Genomic DNA, 16,794 nt, shown 5'->3' with positions numbered 1-16,794 from the left:
GCCATCCATGATCTCCCATTTCTTCATCGATCGACCGATCTTCGCCACGGTCCTCTCGGTCGTGATGACCCTGGCCGGCGGGCTCGCGCTGCTGGCGCTGCCGGTCGCGCAGTACCCGCCGATCACGCCGCCGACAGTGCAGGTCTCGATCAACTATCCCGGCGCCAGCGCGCTGGTCGTGGCGGATACCGTGGCGGCGCCCATCGAGCAGCAGGTCAACGGCGTGGAGAACATGCTCTACATGTCCTCGCGGATGGGGAACGACGGCTCCTACACGCTGACCGTCACTTTCGAGCTGGGCACCGACCTGAACACCGCTCTCGTGATGGTCCAGAACCGCGTCTCGCTGGCCATGCCGCTGCTGCCCAATTCGGTCCAGAATCAGGGCATCACCATCAAGAAGAAGACCCCCGACATCCTGATGGTGATGGCGATCTTCTCCCCCGACGGCCGCTATGACGACATCTACCTGAGCAACTACGCGATGGTGAACCTCCGGGACGAGATCCTCCGCGTCCCCGGGGTCTCGGACATCAACTTCATCGGCCAGCGCGACTACAGCATCCGGGCCTGGCTCGACCCTCAGAAGCTGGCGGCACGCAACATGACCGCCATGGACGTGGCCGCGGCGGTCCGGCAGCAGAACCTCGCGGCCGCGCCCGGTCAGATCGGCCAGCCTCCGATCGCGCCGGGGCAGGCCTGGCAGCTCCCGCTCGACACGCTGGGACGGCTCTCCACGCCGGAGCAGTTCGGCGAGATCATCGTCCGCGCGGAGTCCGCCAGCCCGATCCCCGGCGCGACGATGGCCGGGATCGCGGGCGCGTCGGCGTCGACCTCCAACGGAAATTCGGCGGGGGGGGCCACGGGTACGCCCCCCGGGCCCGCCGGCTCGCCTCCGGTGGAGGACTCGGCCCCCAGCCTGGTGACCCAGCTTCAGAACGGGACCTTGCCGGGGATGACCTCGATCGACATGACCCGGACCGCCCCGCCGGTCGCGGTCACGTCGTCCACGACCGGCACCGCCAGCGTCTTCACCCCGGCGGGAGCCACGGGACTGACGGGGACGGTCAGCGTCTTCGCCGGCGCCTCGTCGACCGGCGGCGGGGGCACGACCGGCGGCGGGGCGACCGCGACGACGAGCCAGTCGACCCAGGGGGCGGACGCCGATGACTCCTCCGCCGCCAGCGGCCGCCGGGTCGGCTCCGCACTCGGCTCCGGCCAGGTCCACGGCTCCTCGACGATCTCGGGACCGAGGCGGCCATCCGACGCGATCATCCGGCTTCGCGACGTCGCCCGGATCGAGATGGGGGCCCAGAACTACAATCAGTCCTGCACCTTCGACGGTCGGCAGGCGGTCGGTCTGGCGATCTACCAGCTCCCCGGGACCAATGCGCTCGACGTGGCGGATGCGGTCAAACTCCGGGTGAAACAGCTCTCGACCCGGTTTCCCGAGGGCGTCGACTACGCCATCCCCTACGACACCACGCCGTTCATCCGGGAGTCGGTCGCGGAGGTCGTCCGCACGCTCTTCGAGGCGATCGTCCTGGTCGCCCTGGTCGTGCTGGCCTTCCTCCAGAACTGGCGGGCGGTGCTGATCCCGCTCGCGGCCGTGCCGGTCGCCATCGTCGGCACCTTCTCCGTCATGGCGGCGCTGAGGTTCAGCCTCAATAACATATCCCTCTTCGGCCTGGTGCTGGCGATCGGGATCGTGGTCGACGACGCCATCGTCGTCGTCGAGAACGTCGAGCGCTGGCTCGAGGAGGGCCTCTCCCCTCGCGACGCCGCCAGGAAGGCCATGGACGAGGTCACCGGACCGGTCATCGCCGTCGCACTCGTCCTCTGCGCCGTCTTCGTGCCCTGCGCCTTCATCTCCGGCATCACCGGGCAGTTCTTCCGCCAGTTCGCCGTCACCATCGCCGTCTCCACCGTCATCTCGGCCTTCAACTCCCTCACCCTCAGCCCCGCTCTCGCCGCCATCCTCCTCAAGCCGCACTCGGCGAAGCCGGACATCCTCGCCCGAGTGCTCGCCTTCGCGCTCGGCTGGTTCTTCCGCCTCTTCAACGCCACCTTCGGGCGTGCGACGGCGGGATACGCCTGGGCCGTCGGCCGGCTGGCCCGTGGTGCCCTGGTCGTTGGGCTGGTCTATGGCGGGCTCCTCTTCCTGACCTTTCGCGTCTTCGGCTCGGCGCCGACGGGCTTCGTCCCGGAGCAGGACCAGGGCCGCCTGATCGTGAACGTGCAACTCCCGGACTCGGCCTCGCTCGAGTGGACGCAGCAGGCGATGTCGAAGGTCAGCGAGATCACCCGCAACACGCCGGGGGTGGCGCACGCGATCGCGATCTCCGGGATCTCGTTCGTGCAATCGGCCAACAGCTCGAACTTCGGCTCGATGTTCGTGATCCTGAAACCGTTCGACGAACGGCGGAGCCCAGACTTGAAGGACACGGCGATCATGGCCCGGCTCCGCCGCGCCTGGCGGACTCAGGTCGAGGACGCCCAGGTCGTCGTCTTCGGCGCCCCGGCGATCCCGGGCCTGAGCGTGGCCGGCGGCTTCCGCCTGATGGTCGAAGACAGGGCCGGCATGGGACCGGACAACCTCCAGCGGCATACCGACGGCCTGACCGCCGGGATTGCCAAGATGTCCGGCCTGAGTGGCGTCTCCACCCAGTTCCGTTCCAACACTCCCCAGCTCTTCATGGACATCGACCGGACCAAGGTCCAGGCGATGGGGATCTCGCTGGACGATGTGAACCAGACTCTCCAGATCTTCCTCGGCTCGCTCTACGTCAACAGCTTCAACGCCTTCGGCCGCTACTGGCAGGTGAACCTCCAGGCCGAGGGGGTCTATCGCGACCGGGTGGATAAGATCAACCTGCTGGAGGTCCGCAACCGCTGGGGAGGCATGGTCCCCCTGGGCACCCTGACGAGGGTCCGCCAGATCGGCGGGCCCGTCTTCCTGACGCGATACAACCTGGCGGTCGCCGCGCCCATCACCGGCAACGTGTTGCCGCAACTGAGCACGGGGACCGCCATCGATCAGATCGAGGCACTGGCCGAGCGAGAGCTGCCGCGGTCGATGCTGACGGAGTGGACCGAGCTGATGTTCATGCAGATCCGCGCCGGCAACACGGCGATCTACGTCTTCGCCTTCGCCGTCGCCTGCGTCTTCCTGGCCCTGGCGGCCCTGTACGAGAGCTGGTCGCTGCCCCTGGCCGTGATCCTGGTCGTGCCCCTCTGCCTGCTCTGCTCGGTGGTCGGCGTGCTCTATTCCGGGTCGTCGGTGAACATTTTCGTGCAGATCGGCCTGGTCGTGCTGGTGGGCCTCGCCTGCAAGAACGCAATCCTGATCGTCGAGTTCGCGCGCGAGCTGCGGGGCCGCGGCCAGCCCGTCTACGAGGCCACGGTGGAGGCATCCCGGCTGCGACTGCGGCCGATCCTGATGACCTCGTTCGCGTTCATCCTGGGCGTGGTCCCGCTGGTCACCGCCCAAGGCGCCGGGGCGGAGATGCGGCGTTCGCTGGGGACGGCCGTCTTCAGCGGGATGCTCGGGGTGACGCTCTTCGGCATCTTCCTCACACCGGTGTTCTTCTACGTGATCCAGGGGCTGAGCGAGGCGAGCCTCTTCTCGGCGCGGAGCGTCCGCTGGGTCGGCTCGCTGGCAATCGCCGGCGGGCTGGCCATGGCCCTGGGCTGGCTGGTGACGCGGGTCCGGCCGGGCACGCCGGCCTGGCTCCCCCTGGCCACGGCGCCGGTCGGGATCTTCGTCGGAGCACTGGCCATTGGCCGCATGGAATCCCGCAAGGCCCGCATCGCCGGCACGGTCGACCGGGGCCCCTCGCCCGACCGACCCGAACACCCCGCCGAGGCCCTACCGCCGGGAGGCGAACCGAAGTGATCTCGCACTTCTTCATCGACAGGCCGATCTTCGCCTCGGTCCTCTCGATCGTCTTCGTCCTGGCGGGGGGCGTGGCGGCCTGGACGCTCCCGGTGGCCCAGTATCCCGAGGTCGCTCCGCCGACGGTCCAGGTGACGGCTCTCTATCCCGGGGCCAACTCCCGGACCGTGGAGGACACGGTCGCCGCGCCCATCGAGGCCCAGGTCAGCGGCGTCGAGGGCATGATCTACATGTCCTCGCAATCCACGAATGACGGTGCCTACAACCTGACGGTCACCTTCCAGGCCGGCGTCGATTCCGACATGGCCCAGGTCCTGGTGCAGAACCGCGTCTCGCTGGCGCTCCCGGTCATCCCCGCACTGGTCCAGAGCGAGGGCATCAACGTGCGGAAGATGTCCCCCAGCACGATGATGATCATCAACCTGGTCTCCCCCGACGGCCGCTACGACAACCTCTTCCTGAGCAATTACGCGACGATCTACCTCAAGGACGAGATCGGCCGGCTGCCGGGCGTGGCCGGGATCAACTACATCGGCCAGCGGGACTACAGCCTCCGCGCCTGGCTCGACCCGGACAAGCTCGCCTCGCTCGGACTCTCGGCGACGGACGTCGCGACGGCGATCGCCCAGCAAAACGTCCAGGTCGCCGCCGGCCAGATCGGCCAGCAGCCGGTGCCCAAGGGGCAGCAGTACCAGCTCACGATCAACACCCTGGGCCGGCTGACGGATCCGGATCAATTCGCCGACATCATCCTCAAGGCCGGGACCGACACGCCCCTGACCCAGGACCTTCCCGTCGGCGCGGCCGCGGGAGGAGGGGCGACGAGCGGCTCCGGCGGGTCCTCGGCCGCCGTGGCGACGGCCGCCACGGCCGGGTCCTCCACGGCCCCGCCCCAGGCCGTGGGGATCGTCCGACTCCGCGACGTCGCCCGCGTCGAGCTCGGCTCGCAGCAATACAACCAGTCCTGTACGCTCGACGGCAAGCCGTCGGTCGCCCTGTCGATCTTCCAGCTCCCCGGCTCCAATGCGCTCGAGACGGCGCGCGGGATCTACGCCCGGATGGAGGAGCTGAAGCAGCGGTTCCCCGACGGGCTGGATTACCGGATCGTCTACGACACCACACCGTTCATCCGCGACTCGATCGCGGAGGTCTACAAGACCCTCCGCGACGCCATCATCCTCGTCGCCATCGTGGTGCTGGCGTTCCTCCAGAACTGGCGGGCGACGGTCATCCCTCTGGTGGCCGTGCCGGTCGCCATCATCGGCACCTTCCCGGTAATGTCCGCGCTCGGGTTCTCGCTCAACAACCTGTCGCTGTTCGGCCTGGTCCTGGCGATCGGGATCGTGGTCGACGACGCCATCGTCGTCGTCGAGAACGTCGAGCGCTGGCTCGAGGAGGGCCTCTCCCCTCGCGACGCCGCCAGGAAGGCCATGGACGAGGTCACCGGACCGGTCATCGCCGTCGCACTCGTCCTCTGCGCCGTCTTCGTTCCCTGCGCCTTCATCTCCGGCATCACCGGGCAGTTCTTCCGACAGTTCGCCGTCACCATCGCCGTCTCCACCGTCATCTCGGCCTTCAACTCGCTCACTCTCAGCCCCGCTCTCGCCGCCATCCTCCTCAAGCCCCGGCACGCGAAGCCGGACCTGATCGCCCGGGGCCTGAACCTGGCCCTGGGCTGGTTCTTCAGGCTCTTCAACAGGACCTTCGAGGCGGGAACGACCCTCTACACGAAGGTGGTTTCCGGCCTGATCCGCGCCAGCCTGATCGCCCTCCTCGTCTACGCCGGCCTGCTGGTGCTGACCTACTTCGAGTTCGTCCGGATCCCCACGGGCTTCATCCCGCAGCAGGATAAGGGCTACCTGCTGCTCAGCGTCCAGCTCCCGGATTCCGCCTCGATGGAGCGGACCGAGCGCGCCATCGGCCGGATCGAGTCGATCGCCGGATCGACCCGCGGCGTGGCCCACACCGTGGGCGTGGCCGGGCAGTCGCTGATCCTCAACGCCAACTCCGCGAATCTCGGCTCGCTGTACGTCATCCTCGACGAATTCGAGCGCCGCCCCGGATTGTCTGCCGACGCGATCGCCGCCGACATCCTGAGGCGGTGCCGCCGCGAGGTCCGGGGCGCGATCGTGACGCCCTTCCTGCCGCCCCCGATCGAAGGCCTCGGAACCACCGGCGGCTTCAAGATGATCGTCGAGGACCGCGGCCACCTCGGGACCGAGGAGCTCGCCCGGGTCGTCGACCGCGTGACCTCGCGCGGGAACCGGACCGAGGGCCTCCGCGACCTCGCCGGCAGCGTGCGGTCGAATACGCCCTGGCTGCACCTCGAGATCGACCGCACCAAGTGCGTGGCGCTGGGCGTGTCCGTGAGCGAGCTGTTCAACACCCTCCAGCTTTTTGTCGGATCGTACTACGTGAACAACTTCAACGAGTTCGGCCGGACCTGGCAGGTGAACATCCAGGCCGACCAGTCCTTCCGCGCCAGCCCGGCGGACATAGAGCGGCTTCGGGTCCGGAACCGTCGCGGGGACATGATCCTGCTGGGAACCCTGCTTTCGGTCCGGAACACGAGCGGCCCGGTGATGGTCCTCCGCTACAACATGTATCCCGCCGTGGCCATCACGGGCTCCCCCGCGCCCGGGACGAGTTCCGGAGAGGCGAACGCCCTGATGGACCAGATCGCAGCCCAGGAGTTGCCCCGATCGATGGCCACCGAATGGACCGAGCTGACCTACCTGGAGCGCGCCGCGGGGAACACGGCCATCTACGTCTTCGCCCTGGCGGTGGTCTTCGTCTTCCTCGTGCTCGCCGCCCAGTACGAGAGCTGGTCCTTGCCCATGGCGGTGATCCTGGTCGTGCCGATGTGCCTCCTGAGCGCGATCATCGGCCTGAATCTCGCCGGCGCGGAGATGAACCTGTTCACGCAGATCGGCTTCGTGGTCCTGGTCGGCCTCTCGAGCAAGAACGCGATCCTGATCGTCGAGTTCGCCAAGCAGCGTGAGGAAGAGGGCGAGGATCCCTACAAGGCGTCGCTCGACGCCTCGCGCCTGCGGCTCCGCCCGATCCTGATGACCTCGTTCGCCTTCATCTTCGGCGTCGTCCCCCTGGTCGTCTCCCACGGCGCCGGCGCCGAGATGCGGCGGGCGCTCGGCCTGGCCGTGTTCAGCGGCATGCTCGGGGTCACGATCTTCGGTATCTTTCTGACGCCGATCTTCTTCTATGCGATTCGGAGGCTGAGGGGACCTTCCGCGAACACCGAGAGGCCCTCGTGAAGGAGCCCCGGGCGAGTGGAAATTGCCGCGTCCGGAACGCCGCGGTCATCCCCAAGGCGGCCGGCGGGCAGGCGGCTCGGTGAGAAACTCGAGGCCGCCCCGAAGATTGCCGGCGGCCGTAACGAAGGGATGAAATCCCTGGCCGTTCAGGCCGTTGCCGTCGTACCGATCGCGGCGGGTCGAGATCGCCCGGCCTTCGCGGAGGGCCCAGCCCATCCAGCCGACTCCGGCCGCCGCGAGCATCTCGGTCGAGAAGCGAATCATCGCCGCTCGGGCCATGTCGTCGAGACTCCCCGGCAGGCACTCGTTGACCAGGAACGGCTTCTTCCATGCCTTTCGCTGCGTCTCGATTTCATCGAGACGGGCACGCAGGGCCGCCCGATCATGAGCGTAGGGATGGCCGCAGAGGACGTCCACCAACGGGGCATACACTTCGACATTCCGACCCGACATCGTGCCGATCAGGATCGGCTGACGAGCCCCTCCGGCGCGAACCGCCGCGGCCACGGCCGTCAGCCATTCGTGCTCCTTGCGATCCACGGGCGACTCCAGCCCCTGGGCCTGGGGCTCGTTGCAGAGGTCCCAGGCGAGCACCCGGTCGTCGGCCGCCAGGGGCTTCACGAGCGATCGCACGTAGTCGAGCTGCGGGGTCCAGTCCCGGAAGAGGGTCTCGGTATAGGTCCCCCCGTAGTCATACCGGTCGTCGTGCCAGCGGTTGAAGAGGCAGGGCATCGCCTTCATGCCGGCCTCGGCGATGGCGGCCACCGCGTCCAGGAAGGCGGCCGTAACCTTCTCCGGGTCGCGCATCCAGGCCGTGAATTCGATCCAGAGGCGGATGCAATTGGCATGCATCCGGGTCGCCGGGGCAAGCTCCGCGCGCATCCGGCCGGGGTCGTAGAACCACCAGGCGTCCTCGATCCTGGCCCCCCAGGACGGGACCACATTGAAGCCCCGGAGCCAGCCGTAATCCTCATACCGGTGCAGCTTCGCCGGCCCCTCGGCGCACGAGGCCGCCGACCGGAGGCCCGACGCCATGGCGATGATCCCCGCGGCCGCCCGGAGGGCATCTCGGCGAGAAGCGCTGGAATGTGCTTTCATCTTGAATTCTTCCCTTCCACCCATTCCGCGATCGAGAGCACTGCATTGCCGACATCGCGTGCATTCTCCACGCGGATCGTCACGGCGCCGGCGGCGGTGTCGGCGGGGGAGACGGGAACCTCGATCCAGCGGCCATCGACGAATCCCTCGAAGGTGCCGACCGACCTGCCGGCGACGAGGATCGTCTGCTTTCGTCCCCCCTGGAACCGGTCGGGGTCGAGGAAGTGGAGACGCACCATCCCGCGAGCGCCGGGCGGGACGCGGAGGGTCATCTCCAGGGCCTTCACGCCGGACCGGCAGTAGTAGACCGAACCCGGCCAGCCGGCGAACGTCTCGCCTTTCGCATCGGCCAGGGCGAAGCCGGGCTCGGCAAGGATCACCTCTCCCTTCGGGCGGCCGCAGCAGACGTATAATTTCACGCCCCGTTCCCTCAGCTCGCGGGGCGTCGGCAACGGCTCGATCTCCGGCCAGAACGGTTCCTCGGGGCCGGGTTTCCGCTCGGCCGAGGGGGGTAATGCGGGCAGCGGGGCGTGCGGCTCAACCTGATACCAGTAGCAGGTGCTCGAGAGCTGGAGAGCGGTCCCGAACTTCGAGAATTCGCGGCGGAACATGGGATCCTCATGCTCCCCGAATCCGATCGTCACCCGAAGGCCCTTCTCGAATGAGATCGCATCCTGGACGAAGAAGCGATAGGCCGCGGCCCCCTTCAAGAACGGGAAGTACCCGGTGAGCGGGAACTCGTTCTCGGCCGGCGGGAAGCCCCAGGAGAAGCCGAACGAGTCCTCGATCCCCTGGAGCTCGACGGAAGGCACGTCTTCGCCATCGACCTGGAACTTCTCATTCATGTCCACGGGATAGCCATCCCGGCCCGGGAGCCGCAGGCTGACGTTCCAGCCGACGAACTTGCCCCTCCCCTTCGCCTCGAGCGCGAGGTAGTCCTTCGTGCCCAGCTTGAGGGCCTCCTGGCGCCACGAGGCGTGGAAGTAGCCGCGATCGCTCGGGACCGATTCCAGGGCCCGATACATGACGTAGCTGTAGCAGGGCATGATCCGCCAGAGCTCGTCGCCGGGAGGGATCGGGCCGTCGTAGACGAGCTCAACCCTCGCCGACTTGCGGAAGGGCATGGGGAAGTAGGCGTTGAAGCCTCGTTTCTTGTTCACGACGGCGGTGTTCACCCGGTCTCGCAGGCCGGCCGGGTCGCAGAAGAAGTCCACCAGCGGCACGTCGACGCTCGGCGTCGTCTCGCCGTCCCAGTAGATCCGCAGGACGGCGTCCCGATCGAGGCGGCGGATCGGGGCCCCGACCTCGCTGGCGGGCAAGGCGAAGTGAATCATCGTGATCTGGGCGGGACCGGCGATCTCGGCGACGGTCACGTGATTCGCGGCGTTGAACCGAGCCGACAGCGGATTCTCGATCCAGAGTGAATTCACGGCCGCCGTCCGCCCCGGCTCCAGGCGCGACAGATCCGACAGGTCCCCGGGCGACTGTCCCCTGGCGAGAGCGGTCGCGGCGAGCAACCCCACGGTGAAGACCACCGGTCTGGCCATGACGCGTGCGGAAAGGCCCATGTCGTCCTCCCCGGGGAACCGCCCCGCGATCGACCTCTCGTCGCCCGCCGGGACGGCCCTTGATGGTGGATTCGGAGGATCGCGGCGCGCCGAGCGGGTCGGCCTCATCGCCGCCTCGCCGTCAACCTACCCGGCGCAGGTGCGGCCCGCAACGCCACGGCGGGTCGAAGCGCGACGGATAACCAGACCTCCCCGAGTAGCACGGCATGCGTCGCGACAGGACGGAGAGACGGCAAGTCGGGCCCGGCCAGCTTCATGCGGACAGGGGAAATCCGTGATTAGGCGGCCTGGCGGCATCTTATCAAATTTTTGCTGGAACCCCAGGAGCCATGGATGCGAGAATAGGCGACCTCATGTGCCTTGTCATGGCCGTTGCGTTCTCCACATCCGGATACGAGGGTGGCGATGAGTTCGGACGATCCCGTGGATTTCCGACGATTCCAGGCGGCGGAGGCGGAGGAGATCGTCGATCGCCGACAGGCGAGGGGTGGAGCGGGATTCGAGCCCGCGTCGCGGGTGACGGGAGAGGACTCGATCCTCGAAACGACGGGCCTGAGCCTTTCCGGCGGGGGGATCCGTTCCGCCTGCTTCAATCTCGGCCTCCTCGAGGGGCTGGATCGCGTGGCCCATGAGCCGCCCGGCAAGCCCATGCACCCGGCCAGGGACGCGAGCCTGGATCGGAGCTGCCTCGAGTGCTTCGACTACGTCTCGAGCGTGTCCGGCGGTAGTTACGTGGCCGGGCACTTCGCGATGTCCATGATGCCCGCCCGGCCGTGGGACGAGGGCGACCGGGCCGCCTGGCTCGGGAGGGTCGACCTGTCGTCGAAGACGGTCCCCGGATGGCTCTGGGGGATCGGGGCGTGGTTCCTCGGCGTGGCGTTCCAGCTCCTCAAGACCGGGGCCCTGATCGTCGGGCTCCTGGCCACGATCGCGTTCGTCCTGCGGATCCTCGACGCGCCGACGTCGAACCGATTCTGGTACGTCGTGGGGCTCCGAACCGATCTGACGAGGGGATTCGTCCCGTTCTGGATCTCGCTGGTGATCTTCCTGACGGGCTATGGGTTCCACACATCGAGCCTGCTTAAACACAGGCGAGGGCTCTGGTTCGTCTACACGGCGCTGGCCGTGATCGGATACGTGGCGGCCGTCTGGATGTGTTACGAGGAGGTCCCCGACGAGAATAGGCATGCACTTCCATTCTGGTTCCAGTATGCGTTCCTGATCGCCCTCTTCGTCCCCATCCTCGTCTTCTGCCTGAGGGTCCTGGCGTCCCGGGTGGTCCGTAGCCTCCGGGCTATTGGTCCTCCCCGGTCGGGAGTCGGGGGAGAATCGGCGACCGCGAGCCTGGAGGAATCTGAGCACTCGAAGGGCCTCCAGAACGTCCTGCTCGTGCCGATGCTCGTCGCCCTCTTCTGCTTCGCGGGGCTGGTCGCAACCAACGATATCAAGTTCGATTCGTACGGTGATACGCCGGAGGAGCTCCAGGGCCTGCTCGAGAAGGGGCAGCGATACGGCCATCTCGGCGACCAGCTCTATCGCGTGGCGGTCGCGGCCCTGGGCCTGATCTCGGCCGTCTTCCTCTTCCCGAGGAAGCTCTTCCAGAGTGCGCGTGCGATCGAGGGCCACGAGTGCAAGCAGGGGGAATCGTTCCTCCGCCGATGGGGGCTGGAGCCGGTCTTCCGCGTGGTGATCTTCCTCTGCAGTTACGGGTTCATCCTGCTCCTGATCTTCGTCCTGTACAGCACGGTGGCGAGGGAGAACGTGTCGGGCTACTACGAGTGGCGCGATTCCCTGCCCGCGGCGGCCCTGCACCCGTCGGAGTTCCGGAACTGGGAGCGGGCCTGGGATCAGATCGCCCTGGACGCGCAGGATCCCGGGGCCCCGGGATGGGGAGAGTTCGCCGCCGCGCTGATGTCGGCCCGCGACGCGACGGCACGCCCGATGGTCGAGGACGGGGCGGCCGGCCCAGGCGCGGATTCCTCGTGGCTCGAGGATGAGCATCAGGTCCCCTTCCCGCTCCATCGGGAGAAGGCCGAGACGGCGGAGATCCGGATCCTCGATTCGATGCCCTGGATCGTACGCCTGGCCCCCTACCTCATGCGGCTCGGGCCGGAGACGCCGTGGCGCCGGAACGGGATCGATCCGAGCAGGGCCCCCTCGAGGCTGTACGACCTTTTGTCGCACGCCGATCAGGTCCAGCTCGCGATCTCCCGGGGGGTCTCCGACAGGGTCCTGAACCGTCCCAATCTCTACACGAAGCTTGAGTCGGTCGAGGGGCCCGCACCCATCGACATCGATCGGCAGAGGGAGTTCACGCCCGAGATGTTGCTGGCCTGGAAGGCCGGCCTGGAGGCCTATCGCGTCAACGCCCGGAGACTTGCCGGCGCCATCGAGGGCGCGAGCGAAGGCCGGAGGACGATCCTCGCCGCCGCCGTCCGAAACAACAACCGCGAGGCGCTGCGGCTCTACCTCCCGAACCTCATCCTGGATCGTCACGCCAAGGAAAAGCAGATCTTCGCCTGGGCCGTGTGGAGCGAGGACCAGTGGACGAGGGCTCGGGTCGCGGCCATCGCTCTCGCCCTCTGGGTGCTCTGCTGTGCGGTCGACCCGAATACCTTCGGGCTCCAGAAATTCTACCGCAGGCATGTCGTCGATGGCTGGATCAAGACACCCAGGATGCGCCGCGACGAGTCGTGCTACTGGCTCCATGCGGCGGGCCGGACCTACCGAGGCCACGAGTTCGGAGCCGGCGGCGCTTCCCGGGACGGATCCCAGGAGCGGCGAGCGCCGATCTTGCTCATCAACGCGACCCTGGAGGGGAATCGTTCGCTCGGGGATGAGCCGAGCCTCACGGAGGACATTTTCACGTTCTCGCCGCTGGGTGCGGGCTCCGGAGAGACCGGCTACTGGCTCAACGGCGATGCCCCCGCGACCTCGTTCACCCGCCGCAACAATCTGGACCTCGGCAACATGGTGGCCACCTCCGGGGCCTTCCTTTCCCCCGGGACCATGGCGAATCCGGCCCTCTCCGCCATCCTCCACCTCCTCAATATCCAGACCGGATACTGGGTGCACGACCCCGGACGTTACAGGCGGCGGAGCCTCTGGGAGAGCCTGCGATTCCATGTGGGTCAATCGCTGGGCATCGACTGCGGAGGCGACAGCCGCTACATGCTGACCGACGGTGCGCACGTGGAGAACCTGGGCCTCTACGCGCTCCTGCAGCGCCGGTGCTCGCTGATCGTGGCGTCGGATTGCAGCCAGGGAGAGCGGACCGAGAGTGCGGAGCATCGCTTCGATGCGCTCGTCCAGGTCCTCCAGCAGGCGGGGGTACACGGCATCGAATTCGGACCCTTCCTCAATTCGAACGGCTATCGCCACTGGCTGCAGAGGAAGCAGCTTGCCGCGAGGGGAGGCCGAGAGGGCTGCGACCGCGGGGGGGCCATCGGACTCGACCTCGTTCGCCCCGTGAACCGCTCGAAAGGCCGCAAGCGGATCTCGTCAGACCCTGGCACGTGTCCCCCGTCGAACGGAGACGGGGCCTCCGCTCGAAATCTGGCGTTCGGGCTCGGGTCGGACGCGTCGGGGCGGCAAGAGGCCGCGGGAAAGGACCAGTCTCAGTCGGCCCATCCGTTCGCCCAGGAACATTATCTCTTCTCGCGGATCTTCTATCCCGACGGGACCGAAGGGCTGCTGGTCTATCTCCGCCCGACCCTGACCGGTGATGAGGGAGACGGCCTCCTCCACGCCGCCGCGGACTCCACGTTCCCCGATGACGATCCCCTCGATCAGTTCTACGCCCCCGCGAAGATGAACACCTACCGACTCCTCGGCCGGCACATCGCGACGGAGCTGATGCACGATCCGGTCATGCGAACGTCGCTCCATGACCTCACACGAGGAGAGGCGGCTCCGAGCGGGTGGTCCACCGACCCGGACTCGGCCGGCGATTGCTGCGACATCGGCTGTGCCATCGAGTGCGAATGGCGGCGCCAGTCCCGGTTCCGATCAGGATCTTCGGCGAGAGACCCACAAGCTGCCGGACAGGCGACGGATGTCGCCAAGCCACGGCAGTCCGCATGCTAGCACGACTCAACCTCCAACTTCGGACCGATCGTATCGAGAACACCGCAGGAAGATCTTGACGAAAATAGTGATCGTACGTATAGTACATAAGATCTGAATGGTTACCCGGATATGAAGGTAGGGGATGCAGCGACCTTTCCGACGATGGGGTAACTTGCCATCGTCTCGGCAGTGGGGTAAATTTGGGCAAGCCGGAGTCGGGAGGCGCGCGGGGAAGGGTTCTTTCTCGTTGCGGGTGCTCACGTTCCGACGTGGAAATGACTTGCCGCTGGAGGTTTGGCGAAGTTACATTCAATCAAGGGTCGCAAACCTTGCGGGGTACAACCGCCAGAGGCATCCCCGACTCATCTCCGGGAATTTACGGTCCGGGCCGGAACTATCCTCGACTCGTGGCGGCGATGTCGCACGGGAGCACGGCAGGCCGTCTTACTTTGAATGGTAGGATCGAACCATGACATTCGTAGGCAAGATCCTCGTCATGCTCATCATGGCGCTGTCGCTGCTCTTCCTGGGCATCTCGACGGTCGTCTTCACGACCGCCAGGGACTGGAAGAAGACCAGCGAGGCCCAGAAGGCCGTCGCCACCAAGCTCCAGACCGAGCTGGATTCCGCGAAAGCGGCGGTCGCCGCGGCGGAGAAGGACCTCGAGGCGGAGAAGGGCAAGTTCCAGACGCTGACGAAGCAGCTCGAGGACCAGGTCAAGTCGCTGGAGACGGAGAACACGGGGAAGACCCAGGAGATCACCCGGGTCGGAAACCAGGTCGCCAGCGCCGAGACCACGGCGAAGACCGCCCTGGCCGAGGCCGAGGCGAGCCGCAACGAGGCCATCCAGCTCCGCGAGAAGCGGGCGGCGGTGGAGAAGCAGGCCAATGAGTACAAGCTCAAGCAGGCCGAGCTCTTCGACCGCATCCGCGAGCTCGAGCGGATCCTGGAGACGGCCAACAAGAACAACGCGGACCTGAAGGATCGCGTGGCAAAGTTCACGTCGCTGCTGACCCAGCACGGGATCTCCACCGACATCAGCACGGTGAAGGGGACCGAGGCCGCACCGCCGGTCACCGGCCAGGTCAAGCGGGTGGACGCGTCGAACCGGAGCGTGGAGATCAGCATCGGCTCGGATGACGGCCTGTCGATCGGCCACGAGCTGTACATGTTCCGCGAGACCCCTCGCCCCGAATACCTCGGCAAGATCAGCGTGATTTCGGTCGATCCGGACCAGGCCGTCGGCCGGGTGATCGGCACCACCTACCAGGGCAAGAAATTGCGGGAGGGCGACATTGTCTCGTCTACGATCAAGCCGCGGAGCTAAGGCCGCGCCCGCCGGTCGCGGCGGTGCCGCCGCCGCGAGCCGTCGTCCGGGGGTCCTTGTCCCGGCCGCCAAGAGCGACATCTTCGTGGCGATGCTGGGAGTGGCCCTGGCCGCCATCCTCATCGCCTGCCTGCTGATGCTGCTGATCCTCTGGAGGTATGACTTCAAGGTGAACGGCAAGTTCGCCTCCCTGGATCGGCCCGCCGCGGCCACGGCGACAGCCCTCGCCAGCCTCTCGCCCCCCGGCCCCGCCGGTTCGGGATTGAGCTGACCTCCAAGGCCGCTGGACCTTCATTCGTCCGTTCGACCGGAGGGAATACCCGCCGTCTCGAACGGACGCTTCGTTCCCGGCCTCGCCTTCGAGGCCCGATCGTCGTCCGTCGGTAGGGACGAGTCGACCGAAGCTGACCCGTCCCGCTTCTCTCCAGCCCCGTTTCATCTCATTTCGAGGGACGATGGACCCGGACCTGCGGTGGCAAGGTCCTCTCGACCGGGACGGATCCTACACTTTCAACGGAATGAACGCGGGAGATGGAATCCTCCGCGAGACTCCCAGGCGACGCCTGGTCCTGTGTCCGTTGCGAACCACCATGGAACAGCATCTCGATCTCTTCGCCGCCCTCGCCGCTCCCTTCGAGCACGAGGACGTCCGCGTCCGCCCCCAGGGCAACCAGAAGCTACAATACGTCACGGCGCGGGCGGTCATGAACCGACTCGACGACGTGGTCGGTCCCGCCAACTGGTGGGACGAGTACAGCCCCCAGGAGAACTCCGTCATCTGCCGGCTGACCATCCGCCTGCCGGACGGCACCACGCTGACCAAGTCGGACGCCGGGGGGTACGCCGGCATGTCCGACCACGGCGACGATGACAAGAGCGGATTCTCCGATGCGTTCAAACGCGCCGCGGTGAAATTCGGCATCGGCCGCTATCTCTACCGCGACGGCATCCCCCGGTTCGTCCGCGACTGGCTGCACGCGAATGCCCCGCAGGCCAAGGATCGGCCCCACGCTCCGCATCCTTCGGCCCCGGCCCCGGCATCGCCTTCCGTCCCTCACGCGGGAGAGGAAGCCAGGACGCCCCCTTCGCCGGCCGCTGCGGCCGAGGCTAACGGCCCGGTCGTCCGCCCGGCGGCGGAGGGGCCCACGGCCCCTCAGACCGGCAAGGCGCTCTTCGCCTGGCTCAAGCAGCAGGACGAGAAGCACGACCTTGGCCTCCTCCGTCTGGTGAGCGACTGGGGCAAGCGGGAGGACCTCCCCACCCGGATGCTCGATTGGGACGCCGACCAGGTGCAGCGGGGTTATGCCGAGGCTCGGATTGCGCTCCAGGCTTCGCGGCCCGCGTCCAGGCCGGGCCCCGAGGCTCCCCGGAAGGAGGCGACGGCCCAGACAACCCCGGCCGAACGGCCCGCGAAGCCCGGCAGGGAAACGGCCGCTGCGCCCCAGACCGACCCTGCCGGCCCCCCTGCCCGGTCGTCGACCTCGCCTCGCCGCGAACGGGAGCCCGCTCAACCTCGCGCCGGCCGGAGCCGATGAGAGATACCGTCGAGCCGAGGCCGGACCGGGC

8 protein-coding genes are annotated in these 16,794 nt (G+C 67.4%); 6 read left to right on the top strand and 2 right to left on the bottom strand.

The features are described from left to right. The first annotated feature begins 7 nt into the window (after positions 1 to 7). The gene (locus G6O54_RS11445; protein WP_165224978.1) at positions 8 to 3,895 is read left to right on the top strand and encodes an efflux RND transporter permease subunit; all 3,888 of its coding nucleotides are present in this window, start codon (positions 8 to 10) and stop codon (positions 3,893 to 3,895) included. Continuing rightward, complete coding sequence (locus G6O54_RS11440) at positions 3,892 to 7,167, top strand: efflux RND transporter permease subunit (protein ID WP_165224975.1); 3,276 nt, start codon at positions 3,892 to 3,894, stop codon at positions 7,165 to 7,167. Before G6O54_RS11445 ends, G6O54_RS11440 begins: the two co-directional genes overlap by 4 nt. A 45-nt stretch (positions 7,168 to 7,212) precedes the next feature. Here G6O54_RS11440 and G6O54_RS11435 read toward each other — a convergent pair whose 3' ends face one another. Together G6O54_RS11435 and G6O54_RS11430 are read right to left on the bottom strand one after the other, a co-directional pair. Further along, entirely contained in the window at positions 7,213 to 8,265 is a 1,053-nt protein-coding gene (locus G6O54_RS11435; RefSeq protein ID WP_165224972.1) for a cellulase family glycosylhydrolase, read from the bottom strand. Beyond that, positions 8,262 to 9,833: a glycoside hydrolase family 172 protein gene (locus tag G6O54_RS11430; RefSeq protein WP_165224969.1), complete on the bottom strand. Its 1,572-nt coding sequence runs from the start codon at positions 9,831 to 9,833 to the stop codon at positions 8,262 to 8,264. The genes G6O54_RS11435 and G6O54_RS11430 overlap by 4 nt, the downstream gene beginning before the upstream one ends. A 405-nt stretch (positions 9,834 to 10,238) precedes the next feature. Here G6O54_RS11430 and G6O54_RS11425 point away from each other — a divergent pair, with 405 nt between their 5' ends. The 4 genes from G6O54_RS11425 to G6O54_RS11410 all read left to right on the top strand — a co-directional run bounded on the left by G6O54_RS11425 (position 10,239) and on the right by G6O54_RS11410 (position 16,763). After that, complete coding sequence (locus G6O54_RS11425) at positions 10,239 to 13,919, top strand: patatin-like phospholipase domain-containing protein (protein ID WP_165224966.1); 3,681 nt, start codon at positions 10,239 to 10,241, stop codon at positions 13,917 to 13,919. 451 nt (positions 13,920 to 14,370) lie between these two features. Next, positions 14,371 to 15,228: a hypothetical protein gene (locus G6O54_RS11420; protein WP_165224963.1), complete on the top strand. Its 858-nt coding sequence runs from the start codon at positions 14,371 to 14,373 to the stop codon at positions 15,226 to 15,228. A gap of 85 nt (positions 15,229 to 15,313) precedes the next feature. Next, positions 15,314 to 15,499, top strand: a complete 186-nt coding sequence (locus tag G6O54_RS37850) for a hypothetical protein (RefSeq protein ID WP_250846836.1) — start codon at positions 15,314 to 15,316, stop codon at positions 15,497 to 15,499. A 319-nt stretch (positions 15,500 to 15,818) separates the two neighbouring features. Then, complete coding sequence (locus tag G6O54_RS11410; RefSeq protein ID WP_165224957.1) at positions 15,819 to 16,763, top strand: Rad52/Rad22 family DNA repair protein; 945 nt, start codon at positions 15,819 to 15,821, stop codon at positions 16,761 to 16,763. Positions 16,764 to 16,794 lie beyond the last annotated feature (31 nt).

This window comes from Aquisphaera insulae, from assembly GCF_011064615.1.
Taxonomy (GTDB): Bacteria; Planctomycetota; Planctomycetia; order Isosphaerales; family Isosphaeraceae; genus Aquisphaera; species Aquisphaera insulae.
Note: the sequence above shows the minus strand (reverse complement) of the source record. Positions and strands in the feature narration are given on the sequence as shown.